Raw genomic sequence first — 22,005 nt, 5'->3', positions numbered from 1 at the left:
CAATTGAGAATAGTTTTAAGGTTGGCATGAATAGGTCTCTGGTTATATTTGGATGGGTAGCACTACTTTGTCTATGGACAAATGTAACACTAGCAAAAACTGCCCAATCCCAAAAAAGCATAGACAGTCTCAAAGACTCGCTTGGCATTTCTTCTGGCATCCAAAGAGCTGAAATATTAGCTCAGCTCAGCTGGCAATACCGAAATGTAAATTCTGATTCAGCGCTTTATTTTGGTGAGCAGGCATACGAACTCTCAAAAAGTCATAATTACGAAAGTGGCATCATCAAAAGTCTCAACTTCCAAGGCATTGCCTATCGTAATAAAAGCGACTACTCCAATGCATTTAAGTACTTTGTTGAAGCGCTCAAAGCTGCTGAAGAGGCCCAAAATCTAGAGCAGATTGGTTATTCCAATATCAATATTGGTAACATCTACATCTATCAAACCAACTATGAAGGAGCGTTAGAGTATTTCGAAAAAGCGCTCATTCCTGCTCAAGAGCTCAATGACCAAAACATGCTCGCCTATGTTTATCTCAATCTCGGACGTACCTATTCACGAATGGATGAATATAGTCGTGCAGAAGACAACTACCTCAAAACTCGAGCTATTCGCAAGAAACTGAAAGACCAGGAGGGCTTGGTGACTATTGCTGTTGACTTGGCTGAATTGACCATGAGGAAAGGAGATCTCGATGGATCATTGAAATATTTTCATGAATCAATCGACGCCATCAATCAAATCAAGAACAAAGGTGCATTGGCTTTCAGCTTATACAACATTGCCGTTATTCATCGTCAAAAAGGGAATTTGGATTCTGCAGAATATTATTCAAACAGAAGTCTGGAAGTAGCTAAAGCCAACAACCTCAAAAACGATATTCGAAAGATTCATGAAAACCTGTCGATCATTGCCGAAGGTCGAGGCGACTATGAAAAAGCCTTGCATTATTTCAAGTTGAATCAGGAAAATGAAGATTCCATTTTCAATGAACAAACCACCCGTACCATTGAAAGCTTGAAATCTCAATATGAGGCCGAAAAAAAGGAAGCTGAAACCATGTTTCTCCGTGAAATCGTAGAACGCCAGCAAACGATCATAATTCTGGCAGCGGCTGCTTCATTTTTACTTTTGGTCATTGCTATTATCATATACATGAGAGCAGTTGAAAGAAGGAGGCTGAACAAACAAATTTCGACTCAGGCAAAAAAGCTAGAAGAATTAGATTTTGCGAAATCCAGGTTTTTCGCCAATATCTCACACGATCTACGCAGCCCTTTGAGTCTGATTTTAGGCAACTATGATCAAATCAAACAAGACAGCGAAAGCTATTTGACTACAGATTCAAAGCAAAATCTGGAAGTGGCCAACAAAAATGCGCAACGATTATTATTCCTAACCGACGAGATTAACGAATTAACGAAATTAGAAGAAGGTAAAATAAAGCTTAGCCTCAAAGACGTTCCTGTCAACCCTTACCTCTCCACCCTGGTTGCTTTGTTTAAATCCTCTGCCGAATTTAAGTCAGTGAATTTAAGTTTTAATTCTAGTGTGCCGGAAAACGTAGCCATCTCGATTGATCCTAATCAATTTGAAAAAATCATTTTCAATCTGATTACCAACGCGTTGAAACACACACACAAAGGTGACACCGTAGTAATCAACACTGAAACCCAGCAGCAAAATTTAATCATTTCCGTGACCGATTCTGGAGAAGGTATACCTGAGAAAAGTCTGCCCTATTTATTTGACCGATATTACCAATCACCAAAAAACAATTATCATGTCTACGAGGGACTGGGCATAGGTCTTTCACTTGTCAAAGAACTAGTAGACGTACATGGAGGAGAAATTCAGGTTACATCTAAGGAAGGTGAAGGCTCTACTTTTATACTGACTATGCCATTTATGGTACTAGAGCATTCGGATAATCAAATCCCTGAGACCTCCGATTATATCCAAACTAAAAACAAACTTTGGGGAGAGTTGTGGGAGAAAACATACAACCCTGACCCTAACATTGAACTGACCAGTAATGGTCAGGACAAGGACAAGCCAAAACTACTCCTAGTCGACGACCACCCTGAGGTTCGAGAGTTTATAGCTAAACTTGTGCAGTCGGAATATCAAGTTACAGAAGCTGAAAATGGAGTAATGGCCCTCAAAATTCTGAAAAATCAGCCGATCGATTTAGTCATTACCGATTTGATGATGCCCTGGATGGACGGATTTGAATTGTTGGAAAAAATGCAGGAAAACGAAGATTGGAAATCCATTCCAGTTCTCGTTGTCTCTGCCAGAAACACTGCCGATGACCAGCTTCAAGTGCTGACACGGGGGATAAACAACATTTTGCAGAAACCTTTTAGCAAAGAAGACATTCTACTGAGAATTAAAAATTTGCTCGATCAAAAAGAGAGATGGGTCAAGGAGAACGGCAATTCGATTATAGTAAATGATAAGCCATTGATCAATGACATTGAAAAGGAATTGCTTGAAAAAGTAAAGAATTTGGTCATTGAACAAATCGACAACCCTGATCTTACGGTTTTGGTATTAGCAGATGCTATGGCAGCCAGTGAGCGAAAAGTATACCGTATGATCAAAAAACTTACGGACCTCACTCCTCACGAATATATCAAAGAAATCAGGTGGCACTATTTAGAGAATCTGATTAAGAACAAAAGCCTCAAAAACCCAACAGAGGCCGCCAAGGCTATTGGAATGAAAAACGTGACCAATTTCAAAAAACAATTCCATAAAAGATTTAACCGGAGTATTGAAGAAATGATGGCCAAGAACGCTTAATTTTTTCTTATCTTCAGGCCATGATTCTAAACGACAAAAAGACGATCAATGCCTGGTGTTCGTATGACTGGGCCAATTCAGTTTACAACCTTATCGTAACCACTGCCATTTTTCCTATTTATTACAATAGTGCCACCAAGGCGGCCTTTGATGGAGAAATAGTTAGTTTTTTTGGATTCTCGATTAACAGCTCAGTTTTATACTCCTACGCCATCTCTTTTTCGTTTTTGATCGCTGTTATTCTCTATCCTATTTTATCCGGAGTTGCTGATTACAGAGGCTCAAAAAAGGCCTTTATGAGGTTCTTTACCTACCTTGGTTCATTGGCTTGTATTGGACTGTACTTTTTTGAGGGAAGCAATATTGAATACGGAATTTTACTAGCCATCACAGCGAGCTTAGGCTACGCTTCCTCAGTCGTTTTTTATAATGCTTTTCTTCCCGAAATCGCTTCAGAAGATCAAATGGACAGAGTCAGTGCCAGGGGGTTTTCTATGGGATATATTGGCAGTGTATTGCTCTTGATTGTCAGCTTGGTCTTAGTATCCATTCCAGAAACCTTTGGCTTTGATGGTGCAGGCAGTGCCACTCGCTTCGTGTTTTTGTTAGTGGGTATTTGGTGGTTTGGGTTTGCACATATTGCCTTTGCTGCTTTAGAGGACAAACGCACCCATGGTAAAATTACAGGAGAAGTGCTCAAATCTGGCTTCAATGAATTGAAAAAAGTCTTCAGCAGTCTCAAAGAAAATGTAAACTCTATACGTTTCTTGTACTCATTCTTTTTCTACAGTATGGGTGTCCAAACGGTCATGCTTCTTGCTCCTTTGTTTGCCGCAGAAGAAATAGGCATGGAATCCAGTGAAATGATTATTGTGATATTAATCATTCAATTGGTTGCAGTAGGAGGCGCTTACTTGTTTGCTACCATTTCCGATAAAAAAGGCAACAAAAAATCTATTTCGTTAGCCATCGCTATTTGGTTTACGATTTGTATTCTTGCCTACTTCATAGGCGATAAGACTGTATTTTATGGATTAGCCGGATTACTTGGTTTGGTGATGGGCGGCATTCAATCGATTTCCAGATCTACTTATTCTAAGCTGATCCCTGAAGGCACAAAAGATACCGCATCCTATTTCAGCTTTTATGACGTGACAGAAAAGTTCGCTATTGTATTAGGGACCATGGGCTTTGGATATATTCTTCAGCTTACTGGCACGATGAGAAATTCCATGCTTTTCATGGGGCTATTTTTCATTATTGGATTTTTCATATTATCTAGAGCAAAACTGAATAAAGGCAACACTTGATTTACAATTTTCTCAAAATAGTAGTACAAGTAGCCCTACGGATTTTTTTCCGTAAGGTAACTATTCATAAATCAGTAGAATTGCCAAGCAAAGGGCCACTGATCATTGTAGGCAACCATCCGAATACATTTATGGATCCTTTGATTCTGGCTACGCTCTTCAAGCAACGAGTAGGCTTTCTGGGCAATGCATCCATTTTTGTGCACCCCATTGTAAATGCCATTTTCGCATATTTCCGAGTCATTCCTGTCTATAGGGACAAGGATGTTGCACCTGGAGAGAAAATAGACAACGAAAAGACTTTTCGGGATTGCTATAAATTCCTGGAAGGCAATAATTCATTGATGCTCTTCCCAGAAGGAACCAGCTACCACGAATTGAAACTTCGCAAAATCAAAACTGGAGGTGCCCGTATTGCACTAAGTGTCGAAAAGAAAAATGACTTTGAATTAGGTGTGAAAATCATTCCTATTGGCCTGTACTACAGCAACCCATCCAAGTTTAGAAGTAAGATTTACGTGAATACCGGGCAGCTGATAGATGTACGAGATTTTAAGGAAGCTTATGAAAAAGATGAAGTAGTGGGCGTTCAGGCATTAACACGAAGAATCAAAGAATCCCTCGAAAGCCTTACCATTACAACAGGAGACAAAGAACAAGAAGATCTCTTCTTCAAGATAAAAAGAATCTATAAAGACCAATTGGTCAAGCGATTAGATAGCAAAGAAGAAGAATTTCAGCTTACTAAAGAGATCGCTAATGCCATTCAATATTTCAAGGTTTCATTCCCAAATAAGTTTGAAACCATCAAAACCAAGATTGACAGATGCAGTCAGCTGCTCGATGAATTTCAGACAACCACCAATAGAACAAAACCACTCCAAAGCAGACTAAAAAAAATCAGCATTTTAGTCTCTGGCTCGCTGTACTTGATGGCAGGTTTTCCATTATATGTTTATGGGTTAATTCAAAACCTCCTTCCTTTCAGGGCTCCATATTGGCTGGCGAAAGTTTTCACTAAAGAAGTCGAGTATTACGCGCCAATCATGATGAGTCTCGGTATTGTAATATTCCCTGCTTATTATGCGTTGTCAGTGTTTATTTTTGATTTAAAACTCTCCCCTGATCCTATATTTCTTAGCTTGTATTTCGCTACCCTTCCAGTCTCAGGCTATTATGTACTTCATTACTACAATTTCTTTCGTTCCGGTCTCTCATTTCTAAAAATTCACAATTTCATCAATCCGAAAAAGGACTTGTTAAAAGAGCTTGAAGAATTGAAAATTTCTATTTTTGAAGAACTGGATCAAGCCAGAGAAATATATCTAAAACGACTTTAGTGAAATGACCAAAATATATCACAATCCCAGATGTACTAAAAGTAGACAGACCCTTGCGCTACTCGAAGAAAAAAACGAAGAAATCGAAATTGTAGAGTATCTAAAGACGAATCCTACCAAACAAGAAATTACAGAGCTGGTGAGTATGCTTGGCATCAAACCGCTTGAGTTGATACGGAAGGGAGAGAAAATTTTCAAAGAAGAATTCAAAGGCAAAGAAATGAGTGATGCACAATGGATCGATGCCATGGTTGCTCACCCAATTCTCATCGAACGCCCTGTAGTAGTAAAAAATGGAAAAGCAGTTATTGGCCGTCCCATCGAAAATGTGATTGACATTCTATAGAATAAATTTTCTCAACCAGATTTTACATCGAAAATCAACATTCCAGAAAATATTTCAATTTTCTAATGCTTTTTTCAAAGACCCGTTGGAGTTCTAAAATATGTTATGCTATATTTGCATCTCGTTTTTGAGGAGCACCAAAAAAACGAGGGGAAAAACGTTCCGAAGAGATGAGATTTCGATCCATTTCTTGTAGTTTGGTATCCACTGGAGAGGTGGGTGAGTGGCTGAAACCACATGTTTGCTAAACATGCGTGCGAGAAATCGTACCGGGGGTTCGAATCCCCCTCTCTCCGCAAGAAAGAAGAAAAAGTCTTCTTAGAATATTGATGGTCTGCTAGCTCAACTGGATAGAGCAACTGCCTTCTAAGCAGTAGGTTTCAGGTTCGAGTCCTGAGCGGATCACAATAGTTATCGTCAATACCGGAGATAACTTAGAGTACGGGGTGTAGCGCAGCCCGGTTAGCGCACCTGGTTTGGGACCAGGGGGTCGCAGGTTCGAATCCTGCCACCCCGACACAAGAAAGCCACTTTTAGGAGTGGCTTTCTTATTTTCCAGCCCTTCAACACTTACTTCTAAAGAACTCCCCAAAGCATTCTTCTCTACTCTTTTTAAACACGCTCCAAATGGGCTTGGCGAGCGATAGGTCGAGTTCCAAAATATGTTATATACTACTCTCATTTCTTCCTGTACCTAACCCACGTAATAACCCTCCCCATTTCATACTCTTTTAGGTTATAGTTCTTGTTCAACTCTGATAACTCCTCTATAATCCACTTTAGCAAATCAGGACTTATATAAATGGGGTCTAATAAGAGCCAATCTGGTAAAAACTTAGATAGCGCAACTTTTTCTGTCCTTCTATAGATATCTAGATAGGTGGAGAAAAACTCCCATACTTCATCCCATGTACTGTGATAGGTTTCCTTATAGATTCCCATAGTTACACCATCCCGAAGATCAAATAAGTTGCTGGTGTTTGTATAGTACTTCACAATCCCATTATCCTCTGTGATTGCATGGATTTTACAAAATCTATCTTTCCTCCTCACATTTAGTATGAGCTTGCTGTCCATAATTTCGTTTCCCCTTGTTTCTTAGGTACAAAAAAAATTATCCGAAGCTCCACGGACAATACTTTAGCATAGTGGATGAATCCCTCAGGGATACATAAAAAAATTGCGGTCTTGCAAGACCGCAATCCTCATAAAACCATTTGGAACGAACAAAAATATTGTTCGGGGACACTCTTTGTATTTTCTTTGTAATGGGAGCAGCTTATGGACTTTCAGTATTTTGAAAGTAACTTGAGTGCATGGAAGGTATCTTCCTGTGTTTCGGAAATATATTTTGAACTAAACGAGAATCTATAGAAGTAAACTAGAGATTATAAAGACATATTAAGAGAAGCGTAGCTTGTCATTTCTGCACTGAAAAACGCCAAAATTTTTGCACAATAGAAATGATCGAAGTTCACGCCCCACATGGGGTGTGTCCTTGGTATTATTCTAATTGTGCGGGCATTGGCGTGCCTTCAGTGATATGAATATAAGCTGAGGTTCACGCCCCTCTTTTTTTTTGCTAATCCTGCCTTTTGAACCTCAAGGCCATTTAAACCTTGAGACATGAAAATCAAACTAATTACATTATTCGTCCTATTATCAGGACACCTTGGAGCCCAGCAGCTCGTTGAGAAAAAAACATATTATGATTATTACGGAAAGTATCTCCACGAAGTATATCACGTTTTAGCAGGTACACCGACCAAACACGGGAGCTATAAAGAGTATGACCAGAATGGTGATTTGCTAGTAGAAGCCAGCTTCAAAAACAATAAATTAAATGGTCTCCTAACTAGATATTATTCGACCTCTACCTATGATTCAAATCCGATTAGCACAGGGGTCATTAAGGAGAAACTATCATATAGTGATGATGAGATTATAGAAGAATGGTCATTTACAGAAGATGGCAAAAAATTATTCCACCGGAAGGTAACTGGTCAATGTACCTACTGGCACGCTAATGGCGAAATTTCTGCAATTGCCTTATTGTACCCTAACGAAAGATGGCCATCTGGCACAGGCCGATTGCCCAAGACCAAGGAGTTCTTCAAGCAAACTACTTGGGGTAACCTGACGAAGTTTAAAGAAGTCAAGTGGTATTATGAAGATGGCACTTTGGGTATAGAAAATTACTTCAATGAAGATGGCGTAAGTACAACCTATAAGGAATATGATCCATCTGGTAAAATGACTTTCGAATGGTATTCTGAAAATGGTAAGTATACTCAAGTCTTGTATTATGAAACAGGGGAAAAAGTAATAGCCTATGATTTCAAACTTGAGCCGAGAGGTGAACAATTACCTGATTATCTCAATGCAGTATTCGAAGGAGTTTCTACCTTGTGGGATACAAATGGGAATATATTAAATCAAGGAGAATACCATAATGGCTGGCGTGTTGGAAAATGGACTGTCTATTACGATAGTGATTTCTCCAAAGAGGTAGATTTTCCATCCGAGGCAAGCTACTACAGGGTGGTAAACTATGATGAAAATGGCAAGCCAGTTGGTATAGTCAAAGACCATTCTATTTCAGGTCAAATACTATGGGAAGGTGGATTAAAAAGTGAAACGCCTGATCGGCCTATTGGAGAGTGCAAAAGTTATTATCAGAATGGTCAGTTAAAGAAAATAGGAAACTATAATGCGAATGGTGAAAATCATGGTGAATTTCTTGAATACACAGAAGATGGTGTTCATTCTTTGACTGATTTGTACAACACTGGACAGATAACGAACAGAATCATGTATTACGAATCAGGAAAAATAAAAGAAGAACAGATTTATGAAGAAATCGAATATGTTGATCCAGCTTTTACTAAGATGTATGGAAATTCAGCCCCAAAAACCAAAATGCGTGTAGCCAAAATTAAAGCATATTATGAAAATGGAACTCTCTCCACTACAGGCACTTGGAGATTAAGTTCGGACTCTTCAACCAAACTTGGGGAATGGATTTTCTACTATGATAATGGGGAGTTTGGCAAGAAGGAGGTTTATGATGCTTCTGGACTATTGCAATAAAATGATCAATCGCAGGCTATTAGCTGGTAGCCTGCTTGTATGTTTCTTCGGAAGTATTTTTAATCTTCCCATAACACACTCATCACCAAGTTTTGCGTGTCTGCATAAATGCATTTTTCATACAGCGTCCTATTATAATCTTCCCCAATCTTATACCATTCCTTTGCTTCAACTTCCTCCTTGTCTGATATCCGCTTTATTTTTTTAGTATAATACTCACCTGCAACAGTCCATGGAGATATATTTTCATCATATCCTTTCAAATATTTAAAACCAAAATCATTGCTTGCTCTATGCCATTTTACTCGCCCATTTTGAGAGCAAATAATACAAATTGGATGATTAGAGTTGATGGAAGCATAGCGAATCAAGGTAGCGGATAAACTTGTATTAAACTTTTTACTTATCATATCAACAAGGTTAAAGCTAAATATCTTTTTTTCTGATAATTCAACAAACCTTGACTTTGGCATCAATAGACAGGCAGCAAATAAATCTGCTTCCAATTCGATTGGATTATTAGATTGAAAATTATTGTAGCTAGGATGAGACGGCGTTTTACCATTTTTTAAACTAACCCGATGTTCATCTATGAAATAATGCCCAAGTTCATGGGCAAACGTAAATCGTGTTCTAGGCGAAGATTCATGTACCAACCTATTATTTAAGCTAATGAAAATATGAAATTTACCAAACCTGTGTTCTAACATTCCATCAAAACATAACCCATAATTATTATAGCTATAGGTAATACCATTTTCATCAGCAATTATTTCTGGTTGAATTACATTCTTTGGACAATAATCCTCTGCAACACTTTCAGCAAGTTCTTCGATAAATTCCTTCCTAGATTTCTGGATTAGAGTTCTTCCTGTCATTCTCCATTTTCTTTTTTATATCGGCAGGAACTTCTCGACCTTCTCTTGCAGCTTGAGCTAGATTTTCTTCAGTACCTGAATAATTTTCATGATGGTTATTATTTTTATACTCGGCTCTTTTTGATTTTGAATCAATATTGAGCTCAAACTGTTCCGGCAATTGCTCAATTTTATTACTCTTCAGATAAATCTTGATCTCCTCGATTGTAGACGGAACAAGGTTACCTGTTTCCACTAGAGATTTGGTCAGTCGTTTGTTAAATTTTTCCATGATTTATCTATTTAACTACTTTTAACTTTTCTGATTGATCAACGTACTCCATTATTTTCTTCAATGCCCGTTCTTTAATTTTTCTAAGGGCTTGTTTGGTTGTATCATAATAGTTGCACATTTCAGTTAATGCCTCTGGAGGAGTCCAATTAGCCTTTTCGAAATTTATGTTTTCATGTCGGTAGAAATCCAATAAAATGAATCTATTTCGATCACTCAGAGAGGCCAATGCTTTCTCTAATGTTTTTCTCTCAATAGATTGATGCTCAGATAATCCTTCTTCTGGAACATCATTTAATAATTCGTCAGTATAGCTTATTTCCAAAGAGGAATTTTTAGAACTCTTTAAATAGGTTAACCCTTCATAATTCACAAAGCGACTAATTATTTTTAGAATAACAAATTCTTTTTCATCATTAGGCACTGAGCTATCAATTGAAATATCGCCGGCTTTCTCATATATTTTCAAGAGCACATTGTGAAAAAAACTTTTTAAATCCTCTTCGTCAAATCGATTTCTACTTATAAAAAAATCCCTGCACACTGAAAAAGTGTAATTCTTGAAACGTGAATAAAACTCATTAAAGGCCAAGTCAGCAGTTGTAGGATCTTCATCTCTACACGCCATATAGAAGAACAACTCTTCGTCACTAACATTTTGAAACGACTCTTCTTTTTCTTTCTCCATCTATATAAGATAAAATGTATAAAGTGTGACAGGATCTAAGTGTCACACTTTGAGCATTATGTAAGTAAAGAAAGGAAAATTTTGTTTAATTAAAAGTAATACCATGTTAATCACATCAGATTCACACACACAACTAGAAGACACCTTGGCCAAAATGGCAGAGGCTGCAGAGTTGGATCAAACTCGCTGGAACAGATTGAAAAGTGCCTACGAAGCAATAAGTAAATGGCTCAGTGAAGATCCTGATTTTTTCGGTGATGCTGAGATCGAAATATACCCTCAAGGATCTGTATCCATTGGGACTACCACGAAACCAATTGGTAAGTCAGAGTTTGACTTGGATGTGATTATCCACATCCAATTGCTTTCCTCAAACTACGAACCTGAAACTATTTTTAATGAAGTGGTTCGTAGACTTAACGAAAATGAGACCTATAAAAAAATGAGTGAATCTAAATCCCGATGTGTTAGACTGAATTATAAAGGAGACTTTCACCTTGACGTTGTTCCAGGGTGTATGGTTGTAGTTTATGATAAAAACCTGATTGATATACCTGATCAAAAGCAAAAAATATGGTTAAGGTCATGTCCAAGAGGGTATCAGGCATGGTTTCTAGATATCGCTAATAGGGTTCAGATGACGTTTCTTGAAAAAGCCTTTTCAGCTAGCAAAATTGAAATCGAAGAATATGCTAGGAAGAAGCCACTTCAAAGGGCTGTACAATTGATAAAAATGAGAAGAAACATCTACTTCAATGAACAACTTGAAAATGCACCAACTAGCATAGTCCTTACAACATTGGCAGCACATTTTTATGAAGGGCAATCATCCATTTCTGAAACGTTTGAAGGAATCTTAACGCAGATACAAAATCATATCGAAACACTATATCCTAACAAACCATTTAAACTCCCTAACCCTGTAAACGCCGAAGAGAATCTTGCAGATATGTGGGAAGACAAACCTGAACTATATAGACACTTTATTGCCTTTATTCAACAGCTTAGTATTGATTGGCAAGAATTAAAAGCATCGCATGACATAGTAGACGAAAGTAAACTCATGAAAGGCATGTTCGGTGAAGAGCCATACATCAAGGCTATGGACGCGAAGGCTAATGAGGTAAATCACAGGAGAGGTAACGGACTTGGAATACTTCCTTCGGGTATCATGGTCGGAAAAGAATCAAAAGAAAGTCTTCCAATAAAACCAAATACATTCTATGGAGATTAAAGATATTCCAATACATCTTCAGCAAGCAGCATTGAAGTCAAAAATTCCCGAGTGCGATCTTTTTTTAGATAAGAATTACCTAAGAGCAAGAGGGCAACTAAAACCCTCTCCCAGAAGCTGCTGGTACAGCTATGAAATCAAGTATAGATTTCGAGATAATATCAAAATATTCATTTTAAACCCTAAAATAAAAATGGAAGTAAATGGCAAGAAGGCAGAGCACCTATATAAGGATGGAAGCCTTTGCCTATTCTTTCCTAAGGCAAAAGAATTTAATTCAAAAAAACTAATAGTTGACTACATCATTCCTTGGGTTTCCTTGTGGCTGTTTTTCTATGAAATATGGTTAGTAACAGGAGAATGGAAAGGAGGAGGTATTCACCCAGAACAATAAAACTTATGAACTCAAATAGAAATCATATAGCTGGTAGAGCTATCACACTTATATTATTACTTCTTTGGTTTTTTTATCCAGAACTGACACAATGGGAACCTATTATTGGTGTTTGGGTGGTACTACAAGGAGCCGTGATTTATTTTCAAAAGCGTCGAATAGAGAAGTTAGAATTCTCCCCAGCAATTTCTTTGGCTCATGGCTATGTCAATAATTTCTTAGAACCAGCGATTAGTGAACTCCTCCAAAAAAACGGATCCTCTAATCTAGATTTCAAAGTATATATCCCAAGTGAACTAGAAGAATTATCAGATCAGCAGATAGAGCGAATGAAACTTCAAATACAATCCAAAGGATATCAACTGAACCAAATTAAGCTGAAAAGAAAAACAGGAAGACCACACGATATATTGACTGTTGAAAAGCAAGAAGGGTCAGTTTCTTATTTTGATTTCCCAAGAACATTATTGTCCCTACAGTCTTATATAGATTATAAAGTGGCATCCTCACGTAATGAATCTACAGATTTTAAAAAGCAGGTACTAGGTAATAAACTAATAGAAGCCTTCAATAAGGAAGTACGACGACTGATCGAGAAAAAGAACTTGACCGATGCAGTGAGCTTTACAGAGAAGTCTTTGTCTTTTTAGTTCTGACTTATCGATACAAGGTGGAATAGCTGACCCTAGAATTCGCTCCAATTGAAATGACCATAAATCAATTTATAAACCTCCCCTCATGGTTTAAGCGGATCATGAGGGTATAAACTATAATTTATTATGAATAGTAATATTTTCAAGGTCGATAACCTTCTTAAGGTTATCCCTGGTGTAATTATTTTTTATGGGTTCATATACGCAGATGATTATTACGGTTACTTTCACATTGGAATTAGAAGCATTTATACTTTTGAAGAAATAATACTCGGATTCTTACCAATAATACGCCCATTGTTTATTCTGACCTTCATTGTGTTAATAATTCCTTTGATGATGTATTTGATACCTAAGTATTTTGATATGAAATATCATTTTAACCAGATTGAAGTGTCATGGGATGACGCTTACGAGATAAGAAATGCAAAGTCGGTTTTAGCCTTCATATTTTCCTGTATTAAACCACCTGTTATAGTATTTTACCTTGTTGGCAAAATCCTTTCAGCTTATCGGGACAATTCGAACTTAGACCCTTTTTTCGATTTGTTCCTAGGTTACACCATCAACATCATATTTATATTATCAGCTTATCAAGCCCTAATCCTAGTTAAACATTTGTATTTCAAAAGAAAGCCTATTCCACTAACGACTTTTTTCTTGATAATCACATTCTTTATAGGCGCAAAGTTCTTTTCAGAATTAGGTATTGTTGCTGCACAAAACATGAAGTACGATTCTATAGTTTCATTTAGCTATGAAGGTGAGTGTATTATAACTGGCCAAGAGTTAATAAGCCTTGGTGATACTAAAAAGTATATTGTTTTAAGAGATACAACCACTTCAACTAACTACTTCTATGAAAGAGACAAAATCACTCAGCTGACAATTAAAAAACGGAAAGTTAATCTGAAGTAAAATAGAGAGTGTTTCACTCTATATTCTCCCTAATCAAATGAGTTAGTAGCTCCTCTCTTTTCTCAATAAACTCTTTGAAATTTGACCAGTCCAAATCAATATTTTCAGGAATATACAACTCATTCCGGATTCCCTTGTTGTGTTTCTCCTGCTCTTCGATCCATGGCTTTAAAGCAGAGCTATTCTTTGATTTGTTCTGTTCTTCTGACAATAGGGCAAGATTCAAAACCGTATTCCAATGTTTCTGATAAAACTCTAATTCTTCTCCCTCCAAAGTATCATAGGCATCTTGATTAAAACTTGATTTTGGATGTAAGTGATCTAGATTTGGATTTTTGAATTCAAAATTGAAATTTGGAAAAAGCAGTGAAAGGACATAAAAGCTATCCAAACTGTCATATGATGTCCTTAATACTGAAGCGATTCTTTCTTCATCCATGGACAAACTTCTGTTACCACCACTTAGATCTTCTCGTATTGCCACAAATGGAAAGTCACCTTGTAAATTCTTGTCCAGTACATTTTTCAATTTCTTCAAAAATCCATCTGAACTTCCTCCAAACGATTTTTTAAGTAAGGTGATGTGTAAAAATCTTTTTATTAATCTTCTATTTTCAACATGTTCATTATCCTTATTAATGGTACGAAAAGCATCAGTTTTATACAAATAATAAATGATAGGTATAGCCGCGTTTTTAGCTCTTAAAGCCTGATTTGTAAATGATAAAGATTTTATCAGCTCAAAGCATGACTTAATACTTAGACTAATTTCTGACCACTTTACCCTTATCCTTTCAATTAAATTTGCGTCAAAATTTTTCAGAGAAAATCGAATGTCATCTGAGAAAAGCACCAAACATGTTTTGAGAACAAAATCCTGATTTACGCCAAAGCCCATACCACCTACTTCTTTGATCAAAGCATCTATTTTTTCTCTAGCCCCGTCATTTGTTGAACCACTCTCCCATGAAGCAGTAATAATAGACATTAGTAGATCAGCAAATGACAAAGTGGTTCCACCCGAATTAGTACGTATAAATTCATATAAAACCTTATCAAACTCCTGTTCCTTCTCTAAATAGAAATTAATAATCGGCTTTTCATTAATCAATTTATACAGCCTCAATAGTGTCTTTCGAGTATACCCTTTCACACTTAACCCTTGTTCTTCAAGGTAAGTAATTACATCCTCCTCGTCTTTAAACCCTAAAACCTCTTCCATTGGAAACCAAAAACAATCCGTTTCAACAAGTTGTCCATTTACAGACTCAGTTTGCTTAATCTTTTCTAGACCTTCATTCTTATGCTCATTATGAATCAAAAATCTGAAATCATAAACTTTCTTTTGCTCATTATCTTCTAAAGGATTTAACAGGTCTAAAAAAAGCTTCCGACTAGGGAAATCCTCCTCATTCTCTTTATAGTTCCTTTTACGGTAGACATATTGTTTCATGGCATAGCTACCTTTCAATCCAAGATATAGACTATTCAACCTTTGTTGCCCATCAATAACTGCTCTAAAATTTTTATACCCTTTAGTAACTAAATGTTCATTATTTCCTCCTTTATACTCAATATACTTTCTAAGAAATGAATAAAATCGAAAGTTATCTTTTAGGGCATCTTCATTCACTTCCCAGAACATGAAAGTATTTATGGGGTAATCTTGCATTATTGAATCAAAGAGGAATTCTATTTGATCAGTAGTCCATACAAATCGTCTTTGAATTGACGGGAGCAGCAAATCCCCTCCATCAATCATTCGAATAGCGTCATGCACCGTTATAGACTTTTCTAATTCATTTGCCATAACATTTAGTCAGTTTAGTTTGGTCGAATTGTTAGTTTGATTCATCCCACCCCTGCATTTTCATTAATCCCATCAATGATAGAAATAATCTTGGTGGCTTGAGCATCATCAAATACACCTACCAATCCCTCATCATTGATATGGGTAAAAGGTGGTTCAAAGAGCATACTCTTATCAATGGTTCCGTTGACAGTCAAGTATTGAATAATGGTATTTAGGAATGTGATTTGATCAGCTTTTAGACTTCCTGTACGAATGAAATCACCAAATGCTTGATTCGCTGCTTCTACTTCCAACCCTAGGATGCTTCTTATAAATTTTTCTAACGGCTCATCGCCATAGGCAGCAATAAAATCTTCCTTGGTGCCACGTTCAACCCCATCAAATAAGATTTCTTCTAACCTTTTTAGTTCTTCTTGGGTGATCTGCTCATTAGCATGTAGTTTGTGAATAATTAGTTGATCCTTATTCTCTCGAACAAACCGTTCTACTCGACTTCTGTAAGGCTCAAGTCCATTTGCAGATAGCGACTTACCAACTGACATTTCCACATCTGCATCTAGGATGTCGGTATAAATTGGCCTAATTCCTTCAAATTCTAAATATTGAATCAAATCACGGATTTCAGTTCGAATCTCTTCCAATTTCTTCTGCTTTAGATTAGCATAGAAATTAGGGTCTTTCATACTATCAATTAATTTCTTTGATGCTTGCACCTGAGGTATGGTGTATTTCTTACTTAGCAAAGTCGCAGTATTCATGAGTTTGTCACTATACGCTTGTCTTGATGAAAGCCCTTCTAAAATTGATATTTGTAGATTTAGCATCAGCAGATCAAATCGCCTAGCCCCCTCATCAATTCTCTCAGGTATAGGCAAGCCTGACAAATGTGAGGTAATCTCATGGACATCATCTGCGCTAAGGTTATTCCATTTATCTCTTTCTTTAAATTGCTCGACTTGACGAAGATGCATTTTTACCTGAAACCTTTGATCATCCAATGCACTGATTGCTGAATGTAGTATATCAAGTAGCTCTACAGAGAGCTGTAAATTTTCTTCTTCGCCAGTCTCCGCTAATAATCGACTCAATTGAAGTCTGGCCTCAAATATCTTTTGTGTAATCGGTTTGACTACACTACTTACTTTACCCTTGGTATTAACACCAAAGAATTCAAAATTTTGGCAAACATCAAGTATGAGAAACTCCTTTTTGTCTTGATCTGGACCAAATACATTTGGACATAATCTAGTACCACGACCTATCATCTGCCAAAATTTAGCATAAGATCTCACCACTTTAAAGAATACAAGGTTCAATACCCTTGGTGCATCTATACCAGTATCCATCAAGTCAACAGAGACAGCTATCTGCGGATTGTTCTCTTTGTGATGATCACAGAATGCATCTATCAAACTTTGCTTGTGCGAGACCTTATTGTGTATCATGCCAATAAATCCTGAAGGCTTATCCGGATATCGATCATTGAACTGATCAACAATAAACTTGGCATGACGTTGATTGACTGCAAAGATGATGGTACGACCTATTTTATCTCCTCCTTCTATCTTCAGACCATCAGTCATTAGTTTGTCCAATACCTTGTTGACCGTATCCTTATTAAAGAGCCATTTGTTCATGGCGCTCGATTCTATTTCCTCAGGAAATAATCCAGTCGCCTCATCCTGAAATGTTTCCTCATATTTCACCTGCTCATCCTCAGATAAATCAGCATACCGAATACCTTCTCTGAGAAACTTGGTCGACACATCATAGTTTTGATAATCCACCAAATAACCGCCATCTACTGCTGATTTCAACTCGAATGAAAAAGTAGGGTCCTCATCCGCACATTCGAACAATTCAAAGGTATTGTGATCGATGCTGTCTTTGGGAGTGGCAGTCAGCCCCACTAGCATTGCGTCGAAATATTCAAAAATTGCTCCGTACCGATTGTAAACAGATCGGTGTGCCTCGTCTATAATGATGAGATCAAAATGACCTACACCATAAAATCGTTCCTCGGCATTTCTAGCTGTGTCAATGAGATTCATCATTGTCGGATAAGTACTAAATACCATACGAGTAGTATCATTTTCCTTTTCCTTGGTAAGATCAACAGCAGATACTGATGGCAAATGTTCATTGAAACTATTCTTGGCTTGTGTAACCAATGCATTTCTATCTGCGAGAAATAAAACGCGCTTCGCCCAATTGTTTTTCATCAAAACATCTACTAAAGCAGCAGCTGTTCTGGTCTTTCCACTACCAGTAGCCATGACTAACAATGCACTTCGTTTGTTTCCTCTCAGCCCTCCTTTCGCAGCATCTACGACAAAGCTCTCTGCAACTCGCTGAATAGCCTCTGACTGGTAAGGTCTCCCCGCAATGTCTTTATTAATCTGGGCTTTTCGAATGTCTTTTCTTTCTGATCTATGCTGAATAAGTAACTGTAACTCATCCTTAGTATAAAATCCATGTACACGCCTACTCGCACTATAAAACGTATCATCCCAAATATGGCTTTCAAATCCATTGGTATAGAATATGATTGGTCGCTGACCATGCATGATTTCCAAACAATCCGCGTATAAGAAGGCTTGATGCTTCCCTTCCTCGGCATCTTTTGAGGTTCGTTTAGCCTCTATCACAGCGAGTGGCTTGCCATCATCACCCCAGAGCACATAGTCTGCAAATCCATTGCCGTGAGGATTGTCATTGGTTTGAGGCATACCCTTGACAGGGTATTCAATCTCATGATCTTGGCGTAAATCAAACCATCCAGCTTCGTTCAAAGCAGCATCGATAAAGTGTTGACGGGTTTCATGCTCTGTGTATTCAGAAGCAGGCTTATAGGCTCTAGTTTGACGCTGGAATTGCATCGTGTCTCGTGCCTGATTGATTTCCTCTTTATATTTCCTGAAGGACTCCTCACTTTGCAACGCTGCTTCTGCTTGCTGTCTGTTTTGTTCCTTTAATTCTTCAATTTGCTTGAGTAGCTTGGCTTGCTCTTTTGCACTTTCTTCTTGAAGTAACTTGACTTGTCTCTGTTGTGCACCTACTTTAGGAATGTAAGTCTCATCAAATCTATCAGGCAACCCTTCTGGTTCATCGCTATAATTTCCTGCAAACCATTTGAGAAAAGTATAGATATGCTTGATGCTAACCAATGCATCATATTTTGTAACACGGTTTCCATGATGTACTGCCTTGTTACCAGTTTTTCTGACTACATGAAGGCCATCAAGAATATGATAGGGAATGATACTTTTGATTTCTTCCTGTGTCATCAAGTTGGCCAGCTCAGTATTATAAGGCAACTCGATATAATCCTTCTCATACAGGACATGAATAGCTTCCTCAAGTGCCATACGACAATAGGTCGCAGTGGAGACTGGTTCATTATTGACCCGCTCCTCAGCCTTCTTCATTTTTGCATGAAGATCAGGCCACTCGTTATGAAGGAAGGTAAAGTTGGACATGCTTTTTGCTTACGCCATTCTATTTCTTTTATCTAATGTTTGAATATAACATGATATTTTCACTATCAACTGACCAATTCTCCTTTAAAAGCACGCTGAAGTAAACAATTGAATAATTCTTCTGATTTATCTAAGCTTCTTTGCGTGTCCTTCTTCAAACGTTCTACTGCTCGCAAACGCTCAACAAATTTCTGTTGTAATTTCAACGGCGGCCATATAATGGGAAAGTCTTCCAGATGATCTTTGTTAAGTTGACGCTTATCGATCCCGCCCACACAGACTCTCCTTATATGTTCTCTATATTCATTAGTCGTAAGTATGAATAGAATAAACTCATTGATCACATGCTTTTGAAGCCTAATCAAATAAACATGGCCATTTAGATTTGCCTTATCATCCTCACCCAAATACATTGCAGCCCTGCCTAAACTACTATTTTCGGTATTAACCCTTCCCGTTTTAGTCATCAGTATATCCCCATTCTTAAGACTACTTTTTCTCATATTTTGATGAGTGCCTTCGTCTATATAAGCCACATCATCAAGCTCTAACCTATTTTTCCAGACGTTCTGGCTTCTAAAGAAGGCTATTCCTTTCTCCACATAAATCTTACTTCCTCCTTTGGGTGTATTACCACTTCCAATTTGGGTTGACAACTCCTCTAGTCTTTTGACTTCCCATCCATTGGTATTTCTAATCGGATCCCCAAACATGTCTAAAAAAAGTGAATGAGACAATTCATTGTACTTAGCTATGAGTTGCTTATTGAACTGATGTAAATTATCGGCTTTGTCCAAAATCGCTGCTATCTTTTGCTGGATTTGCAGCTGTGGGAGAGGGATTTTGAATTTTTTTACATTCGATGCAGACAGGTTTGGTTGAGTCGTACCATTATCAGACTTAATTACTAACCGTTGACAATTATCACTATTAAGGTAATGTGCTAAATATGATTGATCTATTTTTTTTCCAGCTCTTATAATTACTAAAGAAGAGGCAATAGCACCCCTTTCAAATTGAGTATTGACGCCAATTTTACCAAGAGAACCTCTTAAACAGAAAAGAATGTCACCTATTTTAATTTTTCCACTTCCAAGTTTATCATATGTCTCAACTGATATGTAGTTCAGTTTTGAGATTGATATCAACTTGTTTGAAAGGTCTCCTGCATTAATGAAAGGAATTCCAATATTTAAAAATGACCCTTGGGATGGGTAATTTTTGCCTCTATCACCATTAATAAACTCACATACACTACCTAGCTCAACAGATTCAATCATTTCAGTAATCCCTCCAGAGTTTTCAATGCATTTTTCCTTTGTTCATCCAGCTTTTTGATGTCGGCAATAATGTCTCTGGGCTCCTCGAATTCAACTTCGTCATAGACAATTTCTTTATAGCTTTTGATACTCAAATTCCAATCATTTGCTTTTATCTCATCTAACGGCACCATAAAACTACAATCCGTTCTATCTCTACCCGTTTCCTTATCAAGTGTCTGAAATCTTTTAATTATGTCAGGTATATCACTGCCCTTAATAGCACTTCTCTTATCGTCTAGACTGTAGCCGTCTGCCTTCATGTCGTAGAACCAAACATGATCCGTACCGCCACTGCCAGTCTTAGTAAAGAAAAGCACTGCCGTACTCACCCCAGCATAGGGTTTAAATACCCCACTTGGCATAGACACTACAGCATCCAATTTATGGTTGGCTATAATTTCTTCTCTGATCTGTTTGTGCGCCTTACTACTCCCAAATAGTACTCCATCCGGAATTATCACAGCACATCGTCCTCCTTTCTTAAGCATTCGGAGCATCAATCCTAAGAAAAGCAATTCTGTCTTTTTGGTCTTGACTGTTTTAAGTACAGAATCCTCTACTGAGTCATAATCCAAACTACCCTTGAATGGTGGGTTGGCTAAGATCAAGGTGTATTCATCTCGAATGTCTTTGTTGCTTTCACTCAAAGCATCTTTGCCAATCAGATTGGGTGTTTCGATTCCATGCAACTGCAAGTTCATCGCTCCTATTCGTAGCATGGTCGAGTCAAATTCGATACCATTGAACATCTTTTTATTGAAATGTTCACGAAAAGAATTATCCATGAATAGATCCTTGTGGTTTTCTTGAAAGTACTCGCCAGCAGCTACCAAGAACCCTGCAGTACCACATGATGGGTCACAGATGATTTCGTCTTTACTTGGCCTGATCATATCCACCATCATTTTGATGATATGTCTCGGGGTGCGAAACTGACCGTTAGTTCCAGCAGTAGCAATCTTGGACAACAAATACTCATATAAATCCCCCTTCGTATCTCTATCCTTCATATCGATCTTGTCGATCATCTGCACTACCTGATCAAGTAGTCTTGCCGTAGGGATCATAAAAGTAGCTCCTTTCATATGTTCAGAAAAAACACCTCCAGTATCCCCTACCTCTTTCATATGATCAAAGACTGTCAAAGGTCTATCCTCAGTCGTCTTGGTAAATAGCTCGAACATTTTTTCGGCATCTATGTTCTTGAAGCGACTCCATCTTAGCTCTTGCTGCTTGTCAGTAAATACTGGGCTCTTTATGGCTATTTTGGCCACATTCGCTTTCTTCTCTTCCAATAGCTGCTTTTCGTCCAACCTCCTCAAGAAAAGTAAATAGGTGAACTGCTCGATCACCGTTAATGGATTTGCTACTCCACCAGACCAAAACGCCTCCCAAATCTTATCTACCTTGGATTTTAATTCTCCTGTTATCATATACTTTCTCCTACACTTTTATAAAC

Annotated in this window: 17 protein-coding genes and 3 tRNA genes; 12 read left to right on the top strand and 8 right to left on the bottom strand. The window is 37.6% G+C overall.

The genetic code is table 11. From position 1 onward, the window contains the following. Positions 1-26: 26 nt before the first annotated feature. The 7 genes from ACOQO5_RS18245 (at position 27) to ACOQO5_RS18215 (ending at position 6,323) form a co-directional block, all read left to right on the top strand. Complete coding sequence (locus tag ACOQO5_RS18245; RefSeq protein WP_420583122.1) at positions 27-2,810, top strand: tetratricopeptide repeat protein; 2,784 nt, start codon at positions 27-29, stop codon at positions 2,808-2,810. 20 nt (positions 2,811-2,830) lie between these two features. Further along, positions 2,831-4,120, top strand: a complete 1,290-nt coding sequence (locus ACOQO5_RS18240) for an MFS transporter (RefSeq protein WP_420583121.1) — start codon at positions 2,831-2,833, stop codon at positions 4,118-4,120. Beyond that, on the top strand, positions 4,117-5,460 hold the full coding sequence (locus tag ACOQO5_RS18235) for a 1-acyl-sn-glycerol-3-phosphate acyltransferase (protein ID WP_420583120.1): 1,344 nt from the start codon (positions 4,117-4,119) through the stop codon (positions 5,458-5,460). Before ACOQO5_RS18240 ends, ACOQO5_RS18235 begins: the two co-directional genes overlap by 4 nt. Before the next feature lie 4 nt (positions 5,461-5,464). After that, positions 5,465-5,806: an arsenate reductase (glutaredoxin) gene (arsC, locus tag ACOQO5_RS18230; protein WP_420583119.1), complete on the top strand. Its 342-nt coding sequence runs from the start codon at positions 5,465-5,467 to the stop codon at positions 5,804-5,806. Between the two features lie 209 nt (positions 5,807-6,015). Beyond that, positions 6,016-6,102, top strand: a tRNA-Ser gene (locus tag ACOQO5_RS18225). Positions 6,103-6,137: 35 nt separating this feature from the next. Then, positions 6,138-6,211 (top strand) — tRNA-Arg (locus ACOQO5_RS18220). Between the two features lie 37 nt (positions 6,212-6,248). Further along, positions 6,249-6,323, top strand: a tRNA-Pro gene (locus ACOQO5_RS18215). 161 nt (positions 6,324-6,484) lie between these two features. On the opposite strand, the gene ACOQO5_RS18210 is transcribed toward ACOQO5_RS18215, so the two are convergent. Beyond that, entirely contained in the window at positions 6,485-6,802 is a 318-nt protein-coding gene (locus ACOQO5_RS18210) for a hypothetical protein (protein WP_420583118.1), read from the bottom strand. Positions 6,803-7,432: 630 nt separating this feature from the next. Between ACOQO5_RS18210 and ACOQO5_RS18205 the strand changes: the two genes are divergently transcribed. Continuing rightward, entirely contained in the window at positions 7,433-8,896 is a 1,464-nt protein-coding gene (locus tag ACOQO5_RS18205) for a hypothetical protein (RefSeq protein WP_420583117.1), read from the top strand. A 59-nt stretch (positions 8,897-8,955) separates the two neighbouring features. Here the strand turns inward: ACOQO5_RS18205 and ACOQO5_RS18200 are convergent, their stop codons facing one another. Genes ACOQO5_RS18200 through ACOQO5_RS18190 form a run of 3 tightly spaced genes read right to left on the bottom strand, consistent with a single transcriptional unit; the run spans position 8,956 to position 10,733 of the window. Next, entirely contained in the window at positions 8,956-9,774 is an 819-nt protein-coding gene (locus tag ACOQO5_RS18200; RefSeq protein WP_420583116.1) for an ImmA/IrrE family metallo-endopeptidase, read from the bottom strand. Continuing rightward, positions 9,743-10,045: a hypothetical protein gene (locus ACOQO5_RS18195; protein ID WP_420583115.1), complete on the bottom strand. Its 303-nt coding sequence runs from the start codon at positions 10,043-10,045 to the stop codon at positions 9,743-9,745. Before ACOQO5_RS18195 ends, ACOQO5_RS18200 begins: the two co-directional genes overlap by 32 nt. Positions 10,046-10,052: 7 nt before the next feature. Then, on the bottom strand, positions 10,053-10,733 hold the full coding sequence (locus tag ACOQO5_RS18190) for a sigma-70 family RNA polymerase sigma factor (RefSeq protein WP_420583114.1): 681 nt from the start codon (positions 10,731-10,733) through the stop codon (positions 10,053-10,055). A 103-nt stretch (positions 10,734-10,836) separates the two neighbouring features. Between ACOQO5_RS18190 and ACOQO5_RS18185 the strand changes: the two genes are divergently transcribed. From ACOQO5_RS18185 to ACOQO5_RS18170, 4 genes are all read left to right on the top strand, one after another. After that, complete coding sequence (locus ACOQO5_RS18185) at positions 10,837-11,967, top strand: nucleotidyltransferase (RefSeq protein WP_420583113.1); 1,131 nt, start codon at positions 10,837-10,839, stop codon at positions 11,965-11,967. Further along, complete coding sequence (locus ACOQO5_RS18180) at positions 11,957-12,361, top strand: hypothetical protein (protein WP_420583112.1); 405 nt, start codon at positions 11,957-11,959, stop codon at positions 12,359-12,361. The genes ACOQO5_RS18185 and ACOQO5_RS18180 overlap by 11 nt, the downstream gene beginning before the upstream one ends. A gap of 5 nt (positions 12,362-12,366) precedes the next feature. Continuing rightward, entirely contained in the window at positions 12,367-13,011 is a 645-nt protein-coding gene (locus ACOQO5_RS18175) for an STING domain-containing protein (RefSeq protein WP_420583111.1), read from the top strand. 129 nt (positions 13,012-13,140) lie between these two features. Then, positions 13,141-13,932, top strand: a complete 792-nt coding sequence (locus ACOQO5_RS18170) for a hypothetical protein (RefSeq protein ID WP_420583110.1) — start codon at positions 13,141-13,143, stop codon at positions 13,930-13,932. 13 nt (positions 13,933-13,945) lie between these two features. Here the strand turns inward: ACOQO5_RS18170 and ACOQO5_RS18165 are convergent, their stop codons facing one another. The 4 genes from ACOQO5_RS18165 to ACOQO5_RS18150 form a co-directional block, all read right to left on the bottom strand. Then, on the bottom strand, positions 13,946-15,742 hold the full coding sequence (locus ACOQO5_RS18165; protein WP_420583109.1) for a DUF262 domain-containing protein: 1,797 nt from the start codon (positions 15,740-15,742) through the stop codon (positions 13,946-13,948). Positions 15,743-15,783: 41 nt separating this feature from the next. Continuing rightward, positions 15,784-19,224 carry a DEAD/DEAH box helicase family protein gene (locus ACOQO5_RS18160; protein ID WP_420583108.1) on the bottom strand — a complete coding sequence of 1,147 codons (3,441 nt, stop codon included), beginning with the start codon at positions 19,222-19,224 and terminating at the stop codon, positions 15,784-15,786. Positions 19,225-19,289: 65 nt separating this feature from the next. Next, positions 19,290-20,504, bottom strand: a complete 1,215-nt coding sequence (locus tag ACOQO5_RS18155; RefSeq protein WP_420583107.1) for a restriction endonuclease subunit S — start codon at positions 20,502-20,504, stop codon at positions 19,290-19,292. Beyond that, positions 20,501-21,979 carry a type I restriction-modification system subunit M gene (locus ACOQO5_RS18150; protein ID WP_420583106.1) on the bottom strand — a complete coding sequence of 493 codons (1,479 nt, stop codon included), beginning with the start codon at positions 21,977-21,979 and terminating at the stop codon, positions 20,501-20,503. The genes ACOQO5_RS18155 and ACOQO5_RS18150 overlap by 4 nt, the downstream gene beginning before the upstream one ends. Positions 21,980-22,005: the final 26 nt, after the last annotated feature.

The organism is Reichenbachiella sp. (genome assembly GCF_965223055.1).
Classification (GTDB): domain Bacteria; phylum Bacteroidota; class Bacteroidia; order Cytophagales; family Cyclobacteriaceae; genus Reichenbachiella.
This window is presented reverse-complemented; position numbering and strand designations above follow the sequence as displayed.